Source organism: Vallitalea pronyensis, from assembly GCF_018141445.1.
GTDB classification, from domain to species: Bacteria; Bacillota; Clostridia; order Lachnospirales; family Vallitaleaceae; genus Vallitalea; species Vallitalea pronyensis.
Genome location: NZ_CP058649.1, coordinates 3,885,583 through 3,905,655, shown reverse-complemented (window position 1 = coordinate 3,905,655; position 20,073 = coordinate 3,885,583). Strand labels below are relative to the sequence as shown.

Annotated in this window: 7 protein-coding genes; 6 read left to right on the top strand and 1 reads right to left on the bottom strand. The window is 38.1% G+C overall.

Features of this window, described 5'->3' with window-relative positions; translation table 11 throughout:
• The first annotated feature begins 107 nt into the window (after positions 1-107).
• The 5 genes from HZI73_RS16435 (at position 108) to HZI73_RS16415 (ending at position 17,780) form a co-directional block, all read left to right on the top strand.
• Positions 108-9,023 (top strand): Ig-like domain-containing protein, encoded by an 8,916-nt coding sequence (locus HZI73_RS16435; RefSeq protein WP_212694465.1) that lies wholly within the window; start codon positions 108-110, stop codon positions 9,021-9,023.
• Between the two features lie 342 nt (positions 9,024-9,365).
• Positions 9,366-13,169: a carbohydrate-binding protein gene (locus tag HZI73_RS16430; RefSeq protein WP_212694464.1), complete on the top strand. Its 3,804-nt coding sequence runs from the start codon at positions 9,366-9,368 to the stop codon at positions 13,167-13,169.
• Positions 13,170-13,381: 212 nt separating this feature from the next.
• Complete coding sequence (locus tag HZI73_RS16425; RefSeq protein WP_212694463.1) at positions 13,382-14,446, top strand: uroporphyrinogen decarboxylase family protein; 1,065 nt, start codon at positions 13,382-13,384, stop codon at positions 14,444-14,446.
• A gap of 42 nt (positions 14,447-14,488) precedes the next feature.
• Positions 14,489-15,382 carry an alpha/beta hydrolase gene (locus tag HZI73_RS16420; RefSeq protein WP_212694462.1) on the top strand — a complete coding sequence of 298 codons (894 nt, stop codon included), beginning with the start codon at positions 14,489-14,491 and terminating at the stop codon, positions 15,380-15,382.
• Between the two features lie 100 nt (positions 15,383-15,482).
• Entirely contained in the window at positions 15,483-17,780 is a 2,298-nt protein-coding gene (locus HZI73_RS16415; RefSeq protein ID WP_212694461.1) for a glycoside hydrolase family 95 protein, read from the top strand.
• 91 nt (positions 17,781-17,871) lie between these two features.
• Here the strand turns inward: HZI73_RS16415 and HZI73_RS26885 are convergent, their stop codons facing one another.
• Positions 17,872-18,441: an ATP synthase subunit c family protein gene (locus tag HZI73_RS26885; protein ID WP_330619551.1), complete on the bottom strand. Its 570-nt coding sequence runs from the start codon at positions 18,439-18,441 to the stop codon at positions 17,872-17,874.
• 169 nt (positions 18,442-18,610) lie between these two features.
• Between HZI73_RS26885 and HZI73_RS16400 the strand changes: the two genes are divergently transcribed.
• Complete coding sequence (locus HZI73_RS16400) at positions 18,611-19,780, top strand: DUF116 domain-containing protein (protein ID WP_212694460.1); 1,170 nt, start codon at positions 18,611-18,613, stop codon at positions 19,778-19,780.
• Positions 19,781-20,073: the final 293 nt, after the last annotated feature.

The following is a 20,073-nucleotide window of genomic DNA, read 5'->3' as shown; positions in this document are numbered from 1 at the left end:
AAACAAACAAAGAATATTGTAACAAAAACGGTATGTTTATAAAGAATTATAGATGTTATAATTTCAATGTATTTTATATCATTAACCATGATGAAAGGAGAAAAGTAATGAAAATGTATACGGCACACTTGAAGAAGGTAATAAGTTATGCTGTCATGTTGACAATGCTTTTTACGACAGCTGTATCAGAGATTCATGTACTAGCTCAACCGATTGGAGAAATTAACAACTATCACAACATGTTTGAAGATGTGAATGACTTGGATGGTTTTAACCCAACAAGCTCAGGACCTAAGATTTTCAGGGATAACACCCGTTCTCACAGTGGTGTAAGTGGTGTTAAAATTGAAAATGGCAGTGATAGTAAGTTCGGTGTAGCAAAACATTTTGGACAACTTCAAATGAACAAAGTCATACACCTTTGGGTATATGATGATATGTTAGAAGGCACTCGCGTGATGGTTAAAGCTTTAGAAAGTACAGCAGTGGGACAACAAGGTGAAGAACATAACTTGGGGAACATTTATAATAAATATGGACGCTCAGGATTACTCATAAGTGATCCTCATTATTATAGCTGGAGAGGCGATGACACCTATGATCAATCAGGTGTAACCAATATACCCAGATCCAAGGGGTGGCATAAGTTCACATGGGATTACACCGATGGTCAAACAGTAACCATGTACATTGATGACCAGATGGTTGCAACCCGTCCAGCAAAAGGATTTGATTATCTTGTTTTTGAAAATTATTGGCAGACGGTGGATATACCTTTCTACTTTGATGATTTATCCATTACAGATTCAATAGATAACTTTATTCATGTTGAAAAAGCGCCTACAGAGCCTATCATAGACGATAGTAACGATACCTTTGGATGGACAAGCGTTCCAGGATATGACAGCATCGATCATTATGAGTACAGCTTGGATTATGGTCATAGCTTTATACCCTGTACAGCTAACCCACAGTCAGTAGGCAATGAAACATATGCTGTCAATCAAGTGATGGTGCGATTGAAAGCATCTGGCGATCTTCCAGGACAAGTGTTACGCAATCATGAAGCATTCACGGTAAAAGTGGATGAAAACTATGAAAAGCTGGCAAAACGTGTGGCATTTGCTAAGACCTTTTATTCATTGGATTACGAAACATCAGCTTGGGAGGCATTCAGTTTAGCCCTTGGTGCTGCAGAACAAGCACTAGTAGACCAAGTGGATATGTTAGGTAAATTAGATGGTCTTAATGGGGCAATCCATAGCTTAATCCCCCTATTGGATGATCAAATACATGTTGACTTTGAAGAGGATGGCATTAATCCTTTTACCATCTTAGAAGGTGAAAGAGATTTTGATGAATTTAAAACCATAAGTATTCATGGTAAAAAAGGTTTATTCATAAACACGTTACTGGTGAATGGGGATCAGATGCTAAATGCTGCTTACAGCTTTGCTAAACCTGTTAAAGACAAAGTCGTATCCCTTGAAGTGAAGGATTATGCCAATACACCTAATTCACTACAATTTATATTAAGTGATGATAAGGGAAATGGTTTAGGGATTGAATTCCAGCCAGAGAGAATTGATGGGAATTATTGTTTTCATACCTATAAGGTTCTTAATGGGGTGAAACAAGACAGCACGTCATCTAGAATACGACGACTGAACTCATGGCATACCATTTCATGGGATTTAGCCAACCAAGATGGTGCGAAGGTGTATCTTGATGGTCGTTATATTGATGAGTTAGAGACATTAAAGGATTTTAGCACCATAGCCGTAAAGACAGCAGGTGGGTATAATGCAGATTCAGAAAAGGTACTGATAGACAGCCTCAGAATAACGGAAAAGAATCCTGTAACCAGTTTAAAGATTAAAGAAAATTCAGCTTCTATAGGGTATTTTGATACATATGAAATCTGTCCGCCTGTTTTAGAGATTGAAACTGCGAAAGCCTATGCCACAACTGATTTCTTTACATTTGCATCATCAGATGAAACCATACTGAATGTAACAACAGAAGGATCTATTGAAGGTATGAAATTTGGTCAGGCTACGGCAACGGTTACTTCTTCTAGTGGAAAAAGTGATACCATAACGATTGACGTGGTAGACCGTAAGGTTGAATCACTCTTTATCACGGACAGCTTATACGTGGATATAGCTGCCATGGGTCAAGAAGGCATTGATATTCAGCCACTATCGTCCTTTACGTTAGAAATAGGTCAAAGTAAGGTATTAAATGCTGTTCTATTACCAAAAGGTGTAACAGATAGGCAGGTAGAATGGACAAGTAGTGATGACAATGTGGCTGTTGTAAAAGATGGTTTAGTCACAGCTATAGCTAATGGTACAACAACCATTACAGCAACAACCCGTGATGGCAATAAAGTGGCAACATGTGATATGACGGTACAAGAGAAGCAACATGTATATGGGAGAGAAATCTTTGTAGCAAACGATGGTGATGACCAGCAAGGTGATGGTAGTCTAGAAAAACCTTTTGCTACGCTAGAGAAAGCTAGAGATGCAATTAGGGGTATGACCTTACCTGAAGGAGGCGTTGTTGTCTATTTCAGAGAAGGTATCTATACCATTAAGAAGGGTATTGTGTTTGATGATAGGGACTCAGGCACAGCAGACAAACCCGTTGTGTATACCACTTATCAAGATGAAAAGGTTACATTTAGAGGTTCAGAAGACCTGATAACAGAACAATTTGTAAAAGTAGATAGTTCCCATGCCCTGTATTCCCGATTACCTATGCATGTTCAAGATAAAGTATACGCGTTGGATTTATCACAACATGGAATAAATGAAGCAAGGTCACTGCAATATGTTGGACACAGCATTGGAAACCTCCCATGGCTAAGAGATGAAGGCAAAAATCTGGATAGGGCTTATCATACACTGGTACTGAATGGTCAAGAAATGACTTTAGCAAGATGGCCAAATGAGGATTATACAAAAGTATCTACTGTGGTTCATGAAGGTGCAAAACCAAGATTATGGAAAGATGATATTAAAGGTTCAGCTTCATGGGTACCTCCAGAGGAAAGAGACCAGGAGGATGTCTTTATTATTGAAGCGCTAAACGCTGATGCTAATAAAGTCTCCAATTGGAGCAACTCGGTACGTCCACATGATGGTACTGGAGCATGGATGATTGGTTACTGGGGTAACAACTGGTCAGATCAGTCCGTACCCGTTAGAAGCATTAATGGCAAACAAATTACAGCAGATGAGCCAAGCTCATATGGTGTGGATAAAAATGCAAGATTCTATGTCTATAATCTTATTGAGGAGCTTGATATACCAGGGGAATGGTACATAGACCAAGAAAACTTTGTACTCTATTTTTATCCGCCAAATGGTGTGGACATACAAAAAGAACAATTGCTTCAAATCCCTCGTCTAGAAGAAATCATGTTCACGTTTAATAATACCAATTACATGACCATTGACGGCATAGGCATGGAAGTAACTGTTGGCGATGCTGTTGAAATTAACGGAGGGTCACATAACCTCATCACCAACTGTAAGATTAATGACATTAATGGTACAGTTGGGAAAATACAACCTTATGATGACGGCACAGGTAATACGGTTAACCCGACTTATAATGGTTTTTCATATTGTGACATCTTAAATATTAATGGTGGTATTCGCATAATGAGTGGCGAACCCAAAACCCTTGAGAGAGGTTACAACTTTGTAGAAGGCTGTTTATTTAAGAACTTTGGTCTCAAGAAGACCACCTATAACCCTGCAGTGAGCCTTGGAGGAATAGGTGACCGGGTATCTTTCTGTGAAATAACAGAAAATGCCCATAATGCACTTATGTTCGCAGGTAATGAGAATCTCATCGAATTTACGGAGTTTTATAACGTTGTTCGAGATGCTGATGACCAAGCAGCCATTTATTGTGGCCGAAGCACGCTATCGCGAGGTACGGTTATTCGAAATAACTACTTCCATGATATTGTTGGACATGCAGGCGGAGCAGGCAGAGCAGGCGTGTATCTTGATGATGGTTTTGCAGGTACAACAATCATTGATAATATTTTTGAAAACACGTCGCAAGGGATTATTGTAGGTGGTGGACGTGATAATACCATTATTGGTAATACTTTTGTGAATGTAGAGCATGGTATCTGCACAGCTATTGGTGGTTTTATCTATTTGAATAACTGGTTTACCCATAACTTAGGTTTATCCCATTCCGCGCATGACCCTAATGTGGTATTTGATGTGCCTTGGGATGACCCTGATAGTCCCTATGGTCGATTCAAGCATTTATATTATGCCCTTGACGATAACCTTAAAAGTGCTAAATACAATAGACTCATTGATAATACATTTATTAATGTAGACGACTCTTTTTGGACGAAAGATTGGTATTTAGGTACTTATGAAAAGCAGTATGAGGTTTTGCACGATTGTTTCTATGAAAAGAACAATCATGAAGAAGTTGGTCCAGGTAAACTCTATTCGATTAATACAACGGCTAACCCTGGGCTTGGCGGTAAGGTTAAAGGAGCAAGAACCAATATACTTGAAGGTTATCAACATAAAGTATCAGCAGTCCCGGAGCAAGACTACACTTTTGTCAATTGGACAGAGAATGGAGAAGTGGTTAGTGAGTTCCCCATCTATATTTTTGACATAAAAGACAATAGACATTTGATTGCAAACTTCAAAAAGAACAATGGCGGTACAGAGATTCTTCAAAATATGTTTGAGACAGAAGATGATCTTAATGGTTTTAACACCACGAGTACAGGACCAAAAGTTATTTTGGATAGTACCCATTCCCGCAGTGGTGTACGTGGGGTGAAGATTGAAAATGGCAGTGATAATAAGTTCGGTGTAGTAAAACATTTTGGAGAACTTCATACAAACAAAGTCATGAACCTATGGGTCTATGATGATATGTTAGAAGATACCCGGGTGTTGGTTAGAAATTTAGAAAGTACAGCACTGGGGCAACAAGGTGAAATCCATAATGGAGCTACCCTCTATAATAAGTATGGAAGCTCATCATTAGGTATCACCAGCGCTAATTATTATAGCTGGCGAGGCGATGACAAGTATGATCAAGCTGGTGTAACTAAGATTCCAAGGTCAAAAGGCTGGCATAAGTTTACATGGGATTATACCGATGGTCAGACGGTTACCATGTACATTGACGATCAGATGGTAGCAACACGACCAGCCAAAGGATTTGATTACCTTCTCTTCGAGAACTATTGGCAGACGAAGGATATACCATTCTACTTCGATGATTTATCCATCGCAAGTACCATGGGTAACCCTATTCAAGTTGAAGCAGCACCTACAGCACCTATTGTTAATGATGAGGAGAATACATTTAGCTGGACAAATGTACCAGGTTACGACAACATCGCGGATTATGAATACAGCTTAGATTTTGGTAATAGTTTTATCACATGTACAGCTAAACCACTAGTTGTAGGAAATAACACCTATGCTGTTAATCAGATTATGGTTCGGTTAAAAGCGTCAGGAGGTCTACCAGGACAAGTTATACGTAATAACGAACCTTTTGAGAGCATTGCCAATGAGCAGTACACAGCACTCTTGAAACGTATTGAATTTGCAAATGGTTTTTATAAAAAAGATTATACATCGGATATCGACGATGATGATGACGATGAAGATGATGACGACGATGATGAAGATGACGACGACGATGATGATAACGATGATGATGACGATGATGACGAGTTAAGTGATTGGACAGCATTTCAAACAGTCTTGAACGAAGCAAAAGCGGCAAAGCCTGAAGATCATGATTTAGTTGAAAAGCTTAATGCATTAAACAATGCAATCACCAAGTTAAGGCCAATCCTTAAAGACTACACACACTATAATTTCTTAGATGATGAAACACCATTTAATATTCAATGGGGAACAAAGGTGACAGATGACAGCAATATTACATCCATTGATGGCAAAGGGTTTATGGTTAACACGGAAGAGGTTAATGATGTGCATAAGGCATATGCCACCTATACCTTTGCAAAACCTTTGTATAAAAAATCCGTGTCATTTTGGTTTAGAAACTTCCGCTACGATGCCAGTGATGTAAAATTCATCATAGGGGATGAAAAAAATGCAGTGGTATTCTGGGCTAAAAGCAATGGTAATTCGGAAGGTCGATATTACATCTATGAGATCATAGAAGGTGTCGTACAACCTGAACAAGATACAAAAATCAGAAGGCTTAGTGACTGGCATCAGTTGGAATTTGACCTTGCATCTCAAGATGGTTTAAAAGTATATATGGATAATCGTTTGCTTATTGCCAGTGACCATGTAAAAGCATTCGATACCATTACTGTTGACTATGAACATGCATCAAAAAGTGCCTATTTTATTATTGATGAATTCAAAATCTTGGAGAAGAACCCAGTTAAGAAAATAAAACTACCTAAGAACAAGGCAACATTAGGCTATTATGATACCCATGTTATAAGTCCAGCTAGGCTATCTTATACAGCTGAAAAATCTTCCTATCCAACCACTGATAAGTTTAGCTACTCCGTGAGTGATACCAATATTCTGCAGGTATCCCGAGGCGGTTCTGTAAAAGGTGGAGCAGAATATGGGAAAGCCAATGCAACGGTTACAGCCAGTAGCGGTGCTAATGCTACCGTGGCCATTGACTACAAAGAGATCCAGGCAAAAAGCATTAAGATTAGTGATAAGATGATAACGGATCAACCTAAAAAAGTAAAATCAATCCAGCTAAAACCAACCGAGATAAAAGTGCTCAATGCCATTATTACTCCAGAAGGTGTAACAGATCGTTTAGCCGTATGGTCTTCTAGTGATGAAAGTGTTGCTACTGTTGATAAAGGTTTGGTTACAGCAATGGGGATGGGTACAGCAGTTATTACAGCTATGACCCAAGATGGAAAACGAAAAACCACCTGTAAAGTTATCGTGAAAGATAACCACCGCTATGGAAAAGAAATTTATGTTGCAACAGATGGTGACGATGAAAATGGAGATGGCAGCTCATTAAAGCCATTTGCAACCATCCAAAGAGCAAGAGACGAAATTAGAACCCTAAATAAGTTACCTAAAGACGGCATTGTGGTGTATGTAAAAGAAGGTATTTATAACGTAACAGAAGGCATTGTCTTTGATAAGAAGGATTCAGGCACACGTAACAAACCAATCACTTACAAAGCTTATGAAGACGATAATGTTACATTAAGAGGTTCTATTGACTTAGATACGAAGAAGTTTAGTAAAGTGAATGCTGAGTCACCCATGTATAGCAAGCTTCAAGAGGATGTACGTGATAAGGTGTATGTCATTGACTTAGGACAATATGGTATAAATACCTATAAGAAACTCCAGCATTTTGGTCATAGTACAAGTATTTTGACAACCATTCATGAACACGGTGTGTATGATCAGAATGGTGAAAACTTTGATGTACCCTATTATTCAGTCATCTTTAATAATCAAGACATGACATTGGCTAGATACCCCAATACAGGTAATACCAAGATTACAGAGGTTGTGCATATGGGAGCTATCCCTAGGATGTGGAAAGATGATATCATTGGTCGACCAGGCTATGTACCTCCAGAAGGTCGTGAACCTTATGATGGCTTCAAAATAAAAAGTAGCCCCATGGGTGACCGTTATAAAAAATGGAGAGGTGTAGAGGACATATGGATGCTTGGTTACTGGCAAAATGAGTTTTCAGACCAATCCATACCTATAAAAGACATTGCAGAAGATGGTACCATTGAATCACGAGTTCCAAGTGCTTATGGTGTACGAAATGGGAAATCCTTCTACGTATACAATCTCATTGAAGAACTGGATGCACCAGGTGAATGGTATATTGATCAAAAGAACTTTGATCTCTACTTCTACCCACCAACAGATGCAGATATGCAGGCAGATAACTTAATGCAGATTCCTTATCTTGAGGACGATATGTTCACATTTAACAGTACATCTTATCTGACAATTGATGGGATTCGCATGGAAGTGATGATGGGTCAAGCAGTTGCAATTCATGGTGGACATGATAATCGCATCAGCAATTGCTATATCAGCGGTACACGAGAAAAAGCAGGCTCCATAGAAAATGCAACCATTGGCGATAAAGTGGATTATGCTAAAAACAACGGTTTTTCTAACTGTATCCTATACCAAGTTAATGGTGGTATCAATCTAGGCGGCGGTGACCAAGCGACACTTGAAAGAGGGGACAACTATGTTGAGGGGTGTCGATTTGAGACCTTTGCAACGGTGAAAAAAACTTATAACCCTGCAGTGAACATGGGTGGTGTAGGTAATAGGGTTTCAGCCTGTGAGATATCCGATGGTCCACATAATGCACTCATGTATAGTGGAAACGACCATGTCATTGAATTTACAGAGTTCTATGATGTCGTACTTGATGCAGGTGATCAGTCTGCAATCTATACAGGTAGAAACGTATTAACCAGGGGAACAGTTATAAGAAATAACTATTTCCACGATATTGGTAACCAAACAACACATGTGGATAACTCCGCTATCTATTTAGACGACTTAATGGCTGGCACACATATCTACGATAACGTTATTGAGAATGTCCATTGGGGTATTTTCATAAATGGTGGTCGTGATAACGTTGTCATTGGTAATACATTTAAAAATGTAGATGATGGTGTAACCATAACCAATTGGGGATATACAGGTGTTAATAACTGGAATGTTCATGGTTATGGAACCCATAGGGACCCTATATCCATGGAACCCATAACCATTGATTGGTTTAGTAAAAAAAGCCCTTACAATAAATACCCTAATCTAAAGAATATACTTATTGATGAGCCATGTGCAGGCAAATATGGTAAAGCAATTGATAACACAGGTATTCATGTTAAAGGCGATTTAATCAACGTATTAAACAGAGGTGTTGGTCCTGACGCCGTGAATTGGGTTAAGGATTGGTATTATCTAAAAGGTAATGTAACCCAATAATCATCACATCATGATACAAGTGGGCTGTATAAAAGTAAGGTATGTCTTTTATACAGCCTTATTTTGTCTAAAAATAGCAATAAAACAAGTATTTAGTCAAATAATAATCAACCAAATGGGTTATAAGCGTAACTAAATACGAATAAAGTAACTAAAAATGAATAAAGTAACAACCTTGTCCTATACAGCCTTTTAAAATAGTAATACAATGAAAAAAGAAAAGATAAATGTGATAGTTTTGAATTAAAATTACTTTTGCATCAATTCATTAAATTGAGTTACTTCATATGTGTTCTAAGTAAGGCCTACTTTTAACAATAAATTTATTTAGGAGGTTTTCTTATGAGATGTTTAAGGGTAAAGAATAAAACGCTTGCGCTTATTGCCATGGTTGTCTTACTGACAACCATTATGTTACCTTTGTATGGTATAACCGTACGTGCAGCTGGCACAACTTATTATGTGGCAACCACAGGAAATGATTCAAACAACGGGACAACTCCCAGTACCCCTTTTAAGACCATTCAAAAAGCAGCAAGTGTCATGACAGCAGGTGATACATGTTATGTACGTGGGGGCGTTTATCGAGAAACAGTCACACCTGCCCATTCAGGAACAACAACCAATCCTATTCTATTTAAACAATATAATAACGAAGAAGTCACCATAAGTGGGAGTGACTTGGTAACAGGATGGACTCAGCATTCAGGTTCCATTTACAAAGCAACGGTGAACTGGGACTACATGAATGGGGCAGGGAATACATTATTCGTTGATGGTGCCTTAATTCATGAAGCCAGATGGCCTAATAGTACCAATCTTCTTGATAGAGCCACCTATGCTACAGTGGATTCATCTGTAAATGGGGGATCAGAAAACAACTGGACACTAACGGATTCCGCTCTAAAAAGTTTTCCAAATGATTATTGGAATGGTGCAATCGTGTATGTGCAATGTAATAACTGGTCCATACAAACAGGTAAAATTGTCGATTTTAACGGGTCAACAGGTACGATTACCCATACACCTCTTTTTAATATGGCCGAGTGGTATACACCAAGAGCCAATGACATTTACGCTATAACCGGTTCATTAAATGCACTGGATACAGCCAATGAGTGGTATAAGGATACGTCTACAAACACGTTATATTTATGGGTATCAGGTGGCGGCAATCCCTCAAGTAAAACAGTAGAATTTCGTCGTCGAGAATATGCATTTGATTTAAGTGGTAAATCCCATATCCAGATAGAAGGTATTCATTTACGAGGTAGTCAAGTTAACTTCAAAAATGCATCCAATTGTACCATAAAAGATAGTCTCATTACGGGTGCTGACAAGTTTTTCAAAGAAGGTATGAATAATGATCCTGCCCGTTCGGGTGCAAAGCCAGGTATCTTATTAGAAGGTGAATACAACACCATTCGTGACAGTGAAATCACGGATATGTTCTGGAGTGCTATACAACTTGGTGGGCAACATAACCGTATTATCAATAATTACATTCATCATTCTTCCGTGTATAACATGAATGGTAACGGTATTCTTATGTCAGGAATCTATCAATTAATTAGTCATAACACCATTAACTCAACAGCCAGATCTGCTTTATCTGGACAGATGACAAAAAGTGTTATTCAATATAATGAAATCTTTGACACGTGTAAGCTTACAGGTGATACAGCCTCTGTTTATTTACCTAATAGTAACATGGATAATACACAAATTCATCATAACATTGTCCATGAGAATCAAGCACATTATGGTTCAGGTATCTATTTTGACAATTTCTGTTCCAACACATTAGTTTATAATAATGTGGTATATAATAACTCTAATTTTGGTATTCAAGTCAATGTACCTGCTAATTTTACACTTGTCTATAATAATACCATCTATAATAAAGGAAGTATTTACAGCTGGGCACCATCAGGTACCAAGTACGAGAATGATATGTATGGTACAAAATACATCAATAATATTCAAAGCAATATGGCTGATAAAGGTTCAGATACGTTGAAACTCAATAACTATACCACCACATCTTCTTCACAATTTACCAATGCAGCAAGCGGTGATTTCACACTTGCTAGTGGTTCTGGCGCTATTGATTACGGTGTGGAAATTGAAGGTGTAACCGATGGGTTCAGTGGAAGTGCACCGGATGCTGGTGCCTATGAATCAGGTCAACCCAAGTGGCAAGCCGGACATGATTTTGCCAATCCTCCTAATCCTGTATATGCTCTACCAGCGATACAATATCAAAACAATGTTTCCAATAATGGCTTTGAATATGCAGATTTTACAGGATGGCAAACAACGGGTACACCTAAGATTGCAATAGGTAATGGATGGGATTATCGGGGTTCAGGTATCGTAAGAACTAATACATATAGTGCTGTTTTAGATAGCGGTGAAAAAATTGAGCAAACCATCAATGGGTTAAAGCCCAATACCACCTATGTGTTATCAGGTTTTGGAAAAGTATCAGGAGAAGCCATTGAAGCTGAGAATTATAGCACAGCATCCATGGCAATTGGTGAAAAAACAACTTATCGAAGCTCAGGTTGTGTAGGATATATGCAAAATGGTGATTACTTATCCTTTGCAAATATTGACTTTGGTAGTTCAGCATTATTCGATAAAGTTGAGGTAGGCATTAATAACACATCAAGCTCAGGAACAATTGAAGTCAGGAGAGATTCACCTTCAGGAACTTTGCTTGGAACCATAGCCCTTCCAGCTAATCATTTTGGAGGATGGCAACTATTAGAACAGAATATTCAGTCTACGACAGGTACCCATGATGTTTATCTTGTTTTCAAAGGGACAGGAAACATATGTCTCATTGACCGATTTAGGTTTTTCAAATCCTCTGCAAGCGAGAGTGTTAAACTAGGTGTCAAAGGATATTTGGCTGGTGGTACAGGTGATACATCAATTAATGTATCATCCCTTGATTATGATGTCAACGAACAGAAATTAGAGTTTACAACAGGGTCAAATGTGACAAGTGTGACAATCTATGCAGAAAAACCAAGTGGCAATTATGTGGGCTATGTGGATGATATAGGACTCATAGAAAAGTATTTGCCAAGCGGAAGTTCAGATATGACATCTGAGGACTTTGAAAACGGGCTTTCCAATTGGGTTCTAGCAGATGGGACACCAACTACCAGTACAGCACAAAAACATAGTGGCAGTCACTCCCTTATGATTAATGCCGATAAAGAAGGTGTCACACATTCTTTTATTACCAATCAAGAAAAAAGTGTGAGTATATGGTTTTATGATGATGCAAATGATACATCCATGATTGTTGCCGCTTTTGCAGATGCTGATTCCCATACGAGAGCATTAGGCGTTAACACCAATACATCCACTTCCAAATATGTCTATCGTGTTGATGGCACGTGGACTGCAACCAATGTAACACGAACAACAGGGTGGCATGAATTAAAATTTGATTATACATCGGGAACAAAATGTGATATGTACATTGATGGCACATTGGTAGCATCTCCAACAGGCTTGACCTATTTTAATAAAATAGCATTAGCTGATTGGTGGGCAGATAACAAATCAAGCACCGTTTATTTTGATGACATATCCATCACGGATGGGTCAACACCCACCTTTTCAGATGGCTTTGAAAGCGGGTTTGGTAATTGGGCAGTCCATCAAGGATCAGCAACAACCAGTACGGCACAAAAACATAGCGGTACATATGCCTATGAACTTAATGAAGACAGAGACGGTATCGTCCATAATTTTTCTACAAATCAACAAAATAAAGCCAGTATATGGTTCTATGATGATGCAAGCGACACATCTTTAGGTGTTCTCGCTTATGTGGATGCTTCTGGTTATTCTCGTGCAATAGGTGTGAATACAGGGGTATCATCATCCAAATATGTTTACAGGGTTGATGGCACCTATACGGCAACTAATGTTAGTCGAACAACAGGCTGGCATGAATTAACGTTTGATTATACATCGGGAACAAAATGCGATATGTATATTGATGGAACACTTATAGCCTCACCTACTGGCTTAGGCCACTTTACGAAAATCTCATTAGCTGATTGGTGGGCTGATGGAAAAATAGGCAATGTTTACTTCGATGATATCCGTGTTTTTGAATAAAGCATAATAACGTTTAATCAATGAAGAGCAGAAAAGTTTTCTTTTCTGCTCTTTTGCATATGCCTAAGCGTAAAGAAGTCATAATATGATACACAAGTCATATATTTGTACTTACTATAGGAAGGCAAAGTTGCTTATAATATATGATGATAAAGATTTTTTTATAAGCGGAACAGATGGATAGTGAGACATGTGAATATGGGAGGATTATCATGAGATTTAAGCTTAGTGAAACAGACTTAAAAAGATTTGAGAAGCTCTATGTAAACTATAAAAAACTTCATCTTGATCCGGGAAATTGTGATCCGATGGTCATTATTAATACACCTGTAGAAAATGCGCCTTCATGGGAGGAACGTCTTGCAGACCCTATGGTTATGTTACAAGGGGAGCTGGACGCATTACATACACATATGGTTCTTCAAGATGACAGGGTGCCTTCAATAAGGGTACAATTTGGAACGGCTCAGGTTGCAGCAGCATTTGGATGTGAGATGTTTCAGCCAGATAACAGCCTTCCCTGTGCAGGTAATCATATACTTAAAAAAGCCCAAGATGTATACGCACTAAAGAAACCTTCGTTCCAATCCGGGTGGTATGATCGCTTAGAAGAGTGGACAGAGATTTTTAAAAGAAATATACCAGAAGGTGTCCATATACAACATCCTGATATCCAGAGTCCATTTAACTCAGCCCACTTAATACGGGGCAATGATATTTTATTGGATATCTATGACGACCCAGAGGCTTTTGGCGCTTTACTGGATGTAGTGACGGATTATATGATTGATCTGACAAGATGGTTGAAAAACATGGTGAGTACAGATAAAGAGTGGTTTTTTGATTGGGGAGCCATGTGGAAAGGGGCTGCAAGAATTAGTAACTGTTCAACCCATATGATAAGCCCTCAGATGTATCATGATTATGTTCTAGAAAGAGATATGCGTTTTATGAAAGCTATGGGCGGCGGCAGAGTACATTATTGTGGCACATCAGGGAAAATCATTGATGAGTTCTTTAATAATGCAGATGTGTATGGACTGGATTATGATAGTCAATACCACGATTTATGGCAGCTTTCTGAAAAAGCACCTGAAAAATTTGTGCTCTTAAATGCGTATTATAATCAAGAGGATTATGAACAGCAGGAAACATTTATTAAACGACTTGAGCACGAAGGGTGGCCCAAAAGAAATGTCATCGTACAACTATGGGCGCCTAACTTAGACGAAGGAAAAACATTGTTAAATAGAATGAAGAAAACGATTATAAAATAAAGCACAAGGAGGCTAGAATATAAAAGAAGGAGGGGTTTTTTAATGAAAGGTAATATTATGGTTTTGATTTTTTTAGTACTCCCACTTATGATGAGTGGATGTGGTCAGAAAAAACAAGAAGTAATTGAAGATAAACATAATATACCACAAGGATCTACATTAGAAACCATTCGGATGCATAGTGAAAAATTGAATATGGATATGAACATAAATGTTTATTTACCACAAGATTATGATATGCAAGAAGAATATCCAGTTCTTTATTTACTTCATGGATACAGTGGGAATGAAGGCGTACTAAAGCAGAAGCATTTTAAGTTAGAAGCGGATAAGCTTATAAGTCAAGATAAAATAATGCCATTAATCATTGTTGCCCCAAACATGAATAATAGCTATGGTATTAATTCTTCAGATACTGCTAGAACTCTTGGGGATGATTCAAGTGGCACGTTAAATGAAGGCATGTACAAAGATTATCTCTGTCACGAAGTCATACCCTATATTGACACCAATTATCATACGATAGACGCCAAAGAAGGCCGTTACATTGGAGGAATCTCTATGGGAGGATTTGCTGCTCTCCATATTGCATTTAGCCAGCCAGACCTCTTTAGTAAAGTTGGTGGACATATGCCTGCACTGTTCATAGATAAATTCCCCTATGACCTTGATAAATGGTTATATCCTAGTGACGTATTAAGAAAAGAACGGGATCCAATCTATATGGCAAAAACAGCGGATATTGCAAATCTGAAGGTTTATTTAGATTGTGGAAAAGATGACAGTTTTGAGTTTTACAACGGTTGTGCAAAACTGCATAAGATTCTACTGGATAAAGAGATAGATGTACAATATCATCTGAATGATGGTGAACACGATAATGAGTATATTCATGGTAACGTTGAAAAGTACTTATTGTTTTATTCACGAAAGTAAACCCATGGAAACGATACAACCAGAAGATATACAAGTTTACATGATGTTTTAGTAAGAAGGTTAGACATTGAGATAAAAACAGATAAAAGGATGTGATGACTTGCAAAATAATAAAAAAGCAATATGGTATGAAAAAGCAGCTAATAGATGGTTTGAAGCATTACCAGTTGGAAACGGTAGATTAGGCGGCATGGTTTATGGTGGTATAGCTCAGGAGCGCATAGATCTAACAGAATCGACTTGTTACTCTGGTAAAGTAGAAGAAGGCAATAAAGATACAGCCAGTACATTTGTGCCAAAAGTAAGAGAAGCTCTATGTAAACGTGACTTTCATAAAGCTGAAGAACTATCCAATAAAGTAACGGGTATAAGGGATAATTACGGTACGCATTTGCCCATGGGTAGTCTAAACATTGCATTTGATGTATCTGAAAAAGATGCCAGCAAATATAAAAGAAGTCTGGACTTAGATAAAGCCATAACACAGGCTACATTTAATATGGGCGATGTTCATTATAAACGAGAAATATTTGCTTCTAACCCAGATCAGGTTATCGCTATAAAATTATCGTCAAGTAAAGAAAAAAAATTAGGCTTTGTCATAAGCTATGATGGCGAACAACGACCCCATCAAGTGATAAGTGATGGGATCGATATAATGTTAACGGGTAGAGCTATAGAAGAAAGACACACCAAGGAAAACTGTGGTGTAAGTTACAGTGTTTGTACAAGGGTTCTCATACAAGATGGGAGTATGACTAATAGTGATGGTGTACTGATTGTAACAAATGCCACTCAGGCGATTTTATACATCGCTATGCATACAACGTTTAACCATAATGATGCTAATAAGCTATGTATGGAGCAGATAACGGCAGCTCAAAAGAAAGGCTATTCAAAAATCTTAGATGAGCATATAAGGGATTATTCTAAATTATTTAGTCGTGTCGATTTTGATATAGCATGTGAAAACCGGCTTAACATACCTACGGACAAGAGGTTAGAAAAGGTTAAAAACGGTGTTGAGGACCATGGTTTAACCGCATTGATGTTCCACTATGCCAGATATTTACTGATTTCCAGTTCGAGGGAAAACTCACCTTTACCAGCTCATTTACAAGGTGTATGGAACGATAATGTAGCCTGTAATATAGGCTGGACATGTGATATGCATTTAGATATTAACACACAGATGAATTATTGGCCGGCTCAAACAACGAATCTATCAGAATGCACTAAGCCGCTTTTTGATTGGATAGAAAACACATTGGTTCCTTCCGGTAGACAAACGGCTAAGAAATCTTATGCATGTAAGGGGTGGGTTGCTCATACAGTATCCAATCCATGGGGATATACAGCACCTGGAGCAGCCACCTATTGGGGATTTCATCCTACGGGAGGTGCATGGATTGCAACACATATGTGGGAGCATTATCTGTACAGTAAGGATATGGATTTTTTAAGAGACCATGCCTATCCTGTGCTAAAGGCAGCAGCGGAATTTTTTATGGATTATATGTTTGTAGATCCTATGACAGGCTATCTGGTAACAGGGCCTTCCCATTCGCCAGAAAATCAGTTCATCATTGATGATGGCAAGTTTACCATCGGACTGATGCCCACTTGTGATATAGCAATATTAATCGCTCTATTTGATGCATGTATAGAAGGAGCAAAAATATTAGGTATGGACCAAACATTTGCCAGGACCCTAGAAGAAGCAAAAAGTAAATTCCCACCATATCAAGTTGGCAAATATGGTCAGCTTCAGGAGTGGTTAGAAGATTATGAGGAGGCTCTACCTCATCATCGTCATACATCCCATTTATTAGGCGTTTACCCATTTGGACAGATTACACCCGAGAAAACACCAGATCTTATACAGGCCGTAAGGACATCTATTCAAAGAAGAACCATACCAGAAGAGAACTGGGAGGATACCGGTTGGGCCAGATCCATGTTAATAGCTTACTTTACGCGCTTATGGGATGGTGACATGGCTTATCATCACATATTGGCCATGCAGCGCTTGATAACAGAAACCAATCTGTTTGTTATTGACCCTCCATCTGCTGGGGCAGAAGTGGATGTCTACGAATTGGATGGCAATACGGGTCTGTGCGCATGTATTGCAGAGATGTTTCTTCAGAGCTATGACGGTGAGATACACCTTTTACCAGCTATACCGAAGGTTTGGGAGGAAGGTTACATCACTGGATTATGCGCAGTAGGTGGCTATGAAGTGGATATTTATGTTAAGCATAACCAATTGAACAGAGCCATCATAAGGGGAGAAGTTCCAGGCATGGTTACTGTGAAATACAAAGGTCATAAGAAGGAAGTTCAATTAAACCATAAAGGTGTGGGTGAAGTATCCTTTGCAACATTAGATGGTTAGACTAACTTATAGGTAAAAACAGAATTAAAATATCTCAATATAAAAGACGCTTATCCTATGATAAGCGCTTTTAATGGCCTATTAATGGTATTTAATAATCGTTTTTAATGATAGTGGGTATGGATGCAATGATTAGAAGTTTTACTGCGACAATAAATGAAGCCAAGACAGCTATTAAGGCAAATAAGTTACCAGTTACAAGCATTTCAATAATGATATCAAAGGCTTCTGGTTGTCGAGCAATACCTTCAACAGCCATCCCCGTTGCTTGTCCGATTCCAATGCCAACGCCAATACCACTAAGTACAGCAATAGCAGCTCCAAGAGCAGCCAGTCCTCGCGTTAAACAACTGTCACTATGTTTTAAGCAATAATCGTAGCAATGACATTTTTTCACAAGTGCGATTAACCAAAGCGCTACAATAAAAGCTGCCAAAAGAGGTACAAGAGCAAATAGGTTGCCTAATATTAAAGCCTCTAAAATTTCGTCAAATGCTTCCGGTTGGCGAGCAACGCCTTCAACAGCGAATCCTGTAGCAACACCAATACCATAGCCAACACCATTACCGACTAACATGGCAATACCAGCTCCAAGAGCAGCCAGTCCACGAAAAGGTGATTTATGAGAGGTGGTTGTGCAAGAAGATTTCTTTATCATCATAATATTACCTCCTTAATGATCTTTTTATTCATTATATTCATAGGAAAGGGACATTGTTAACACACAGGTTAAGTGTAAAATCTATTGGGGATGCATTGACACCACCCATAACATTGGTTATACTCAAATTAAATTTTAATCATTGTAAAGCTATTAAAAGAAGGGTGAAATGATGGAGACAATTACATACTCATTACATGGAAACAACGCTACTTCCGATCAATATTATACGCATATTAATGCATTTAGTCGCATCATCCATGAAAAAAATAGCAGACAGAATGCCCTTTACATTAATCAGTATAGCCGTTATTTTGCTGAGAAAAAGACGGAAGAGTGTATGCCAAAAGAAATCATTTATTTTGAATTCTTAATGATGGGTGTTCTATGGAATACGTATATTCATAAAGCCATTGAACTTAATTCACTATCGGGACATGTTCTTAAAAAGATGGTTTTCTTAAGAGAGCAAAACAGATTTAAAGGTGTGATTGATTTTTTTAGGGGTATATTTGGGACTGCTTTTTTATTAAAAAAACGTCAACAAAAAGAAATTGAGTTTTCAATGGAGCATTTTAGACAATTAATTCATTGGTTAAAAGCATCTGGAGAATTTACTTATGAGGCTGAGAGAATTGAAACATGGGAGGAGTTCATGACCTGTTTACCCAAGAGAAAAGCGGAGAAACTTTTAATGAGGGCTTCAACGATAGGTCAATGGTTTAAAGATGAATCCAATCATGTGATAGGAAAATATACATCTCATGTTAATGCCTTTATTCGAAAAAATGATGAGAAAATGAAGTGGCAGGAGCATCGTCTATTTTGCACAAGAAGTCGAGTAGAATATCATCTGAATATGGTTGGCGCAGAAATTATGAATCGTGCATTTAGAGAGAATTTCTTAAAAACCAAAGAAAAAAGGGTATTGCTCCCTATTTGTATGCGGGCTCAATCAGAAGCGTGTAAAGCACATAAGTCTCAGGAAGGCTATAGATGTACGGGGTGTACAGAGGAGTGTTCGGTTCGCCATATTACATTATTGGGGCGTCAACATGGCTTCAAAGTTTTTATTATCCCCCATGCATCCACAGCTTTTTCCAAGTTGACAGGTAATGATGGGCAGATTGGTATTGTAGGAATCGCATGTGTCCTTAATCTTGTTTCGGGTGGGTATAAAGCGAAGGCACTAGGATTTGAACCTCAATGTGTGCTATTGGATTACTGCGGTTGTAAGAAACATTGGCATGAGCATGGTTTAACAACGTCTATCAATTTAGAAGGTTTAAAAAGAATACTAGGTGTCATCAGTGACCATCAAAGTAACGATAAGGTATAAAAGTAACAATGTGATACTCTTTTTGTTTCGAAAAGTAACATTATACACCAATAGCTATTAATTTAGAGTTTCAATGGGTATCATGTGATGATAAACTTTTAATAAAGAAAAATAAGTCTAATCGTCTATATGTATTGTTTAGAGGGAATTCTTTCCTCGAAAATTATATAAAAGCCAGTAAATAAGCTATGTTTAGCATAATAAGTTCACTAGACCCTTACTAATCTTTAGATAGATATGTTATAATTATAGTAATCATTTTATGGCAAGGGAAGTTCTTACCCTTTAATGGG

Bases quoted from the DNA above. Each gene is read 5' to 3' on its own strand.
- HZI73_RS26885 (WP_330619551.1), bottom strand. From the start codon at position 18,441: ATGATGATAAAGAAATCTTCTTGCACAACCACCTCTCATAAATCACCT.
- HZI73_RS16400 (WP_212694460.1), top strand. From the start codon at position 18,611: ATGATGGAGACAATTACATACTCATTACATGGAAACAACGCTACTTCC.
- HZI73_RS16435 (WP_212694465.1), top strand. From the start codon at position 108: ATGAAAATGTATACGGCACACTTGAAGAAGGTAATAAGTTATGCTGTC.
- HZI73_RS16430 (WP_212694464.1), top strand. From the start codon at position 9,366: ATGAGATGTTTAAGGGTAAAGAATAAAACGCTTGCGCTTATTGCCATG.
- HZI73_RS16425 (WP_212694463.1), top strand. From the start codon at position 13,382: ATGAGATTTAAGCTTAGTGAAACAGACTTAAAAAGATTTGAGAAGCTC.
- HZI73_RS16420 (WP_212694462.1), top strand. From the start codon at position 14,489: ATGAAAGGTAATATTATGGTTTTGATTTTTTTAGTACTCCCACTTATG.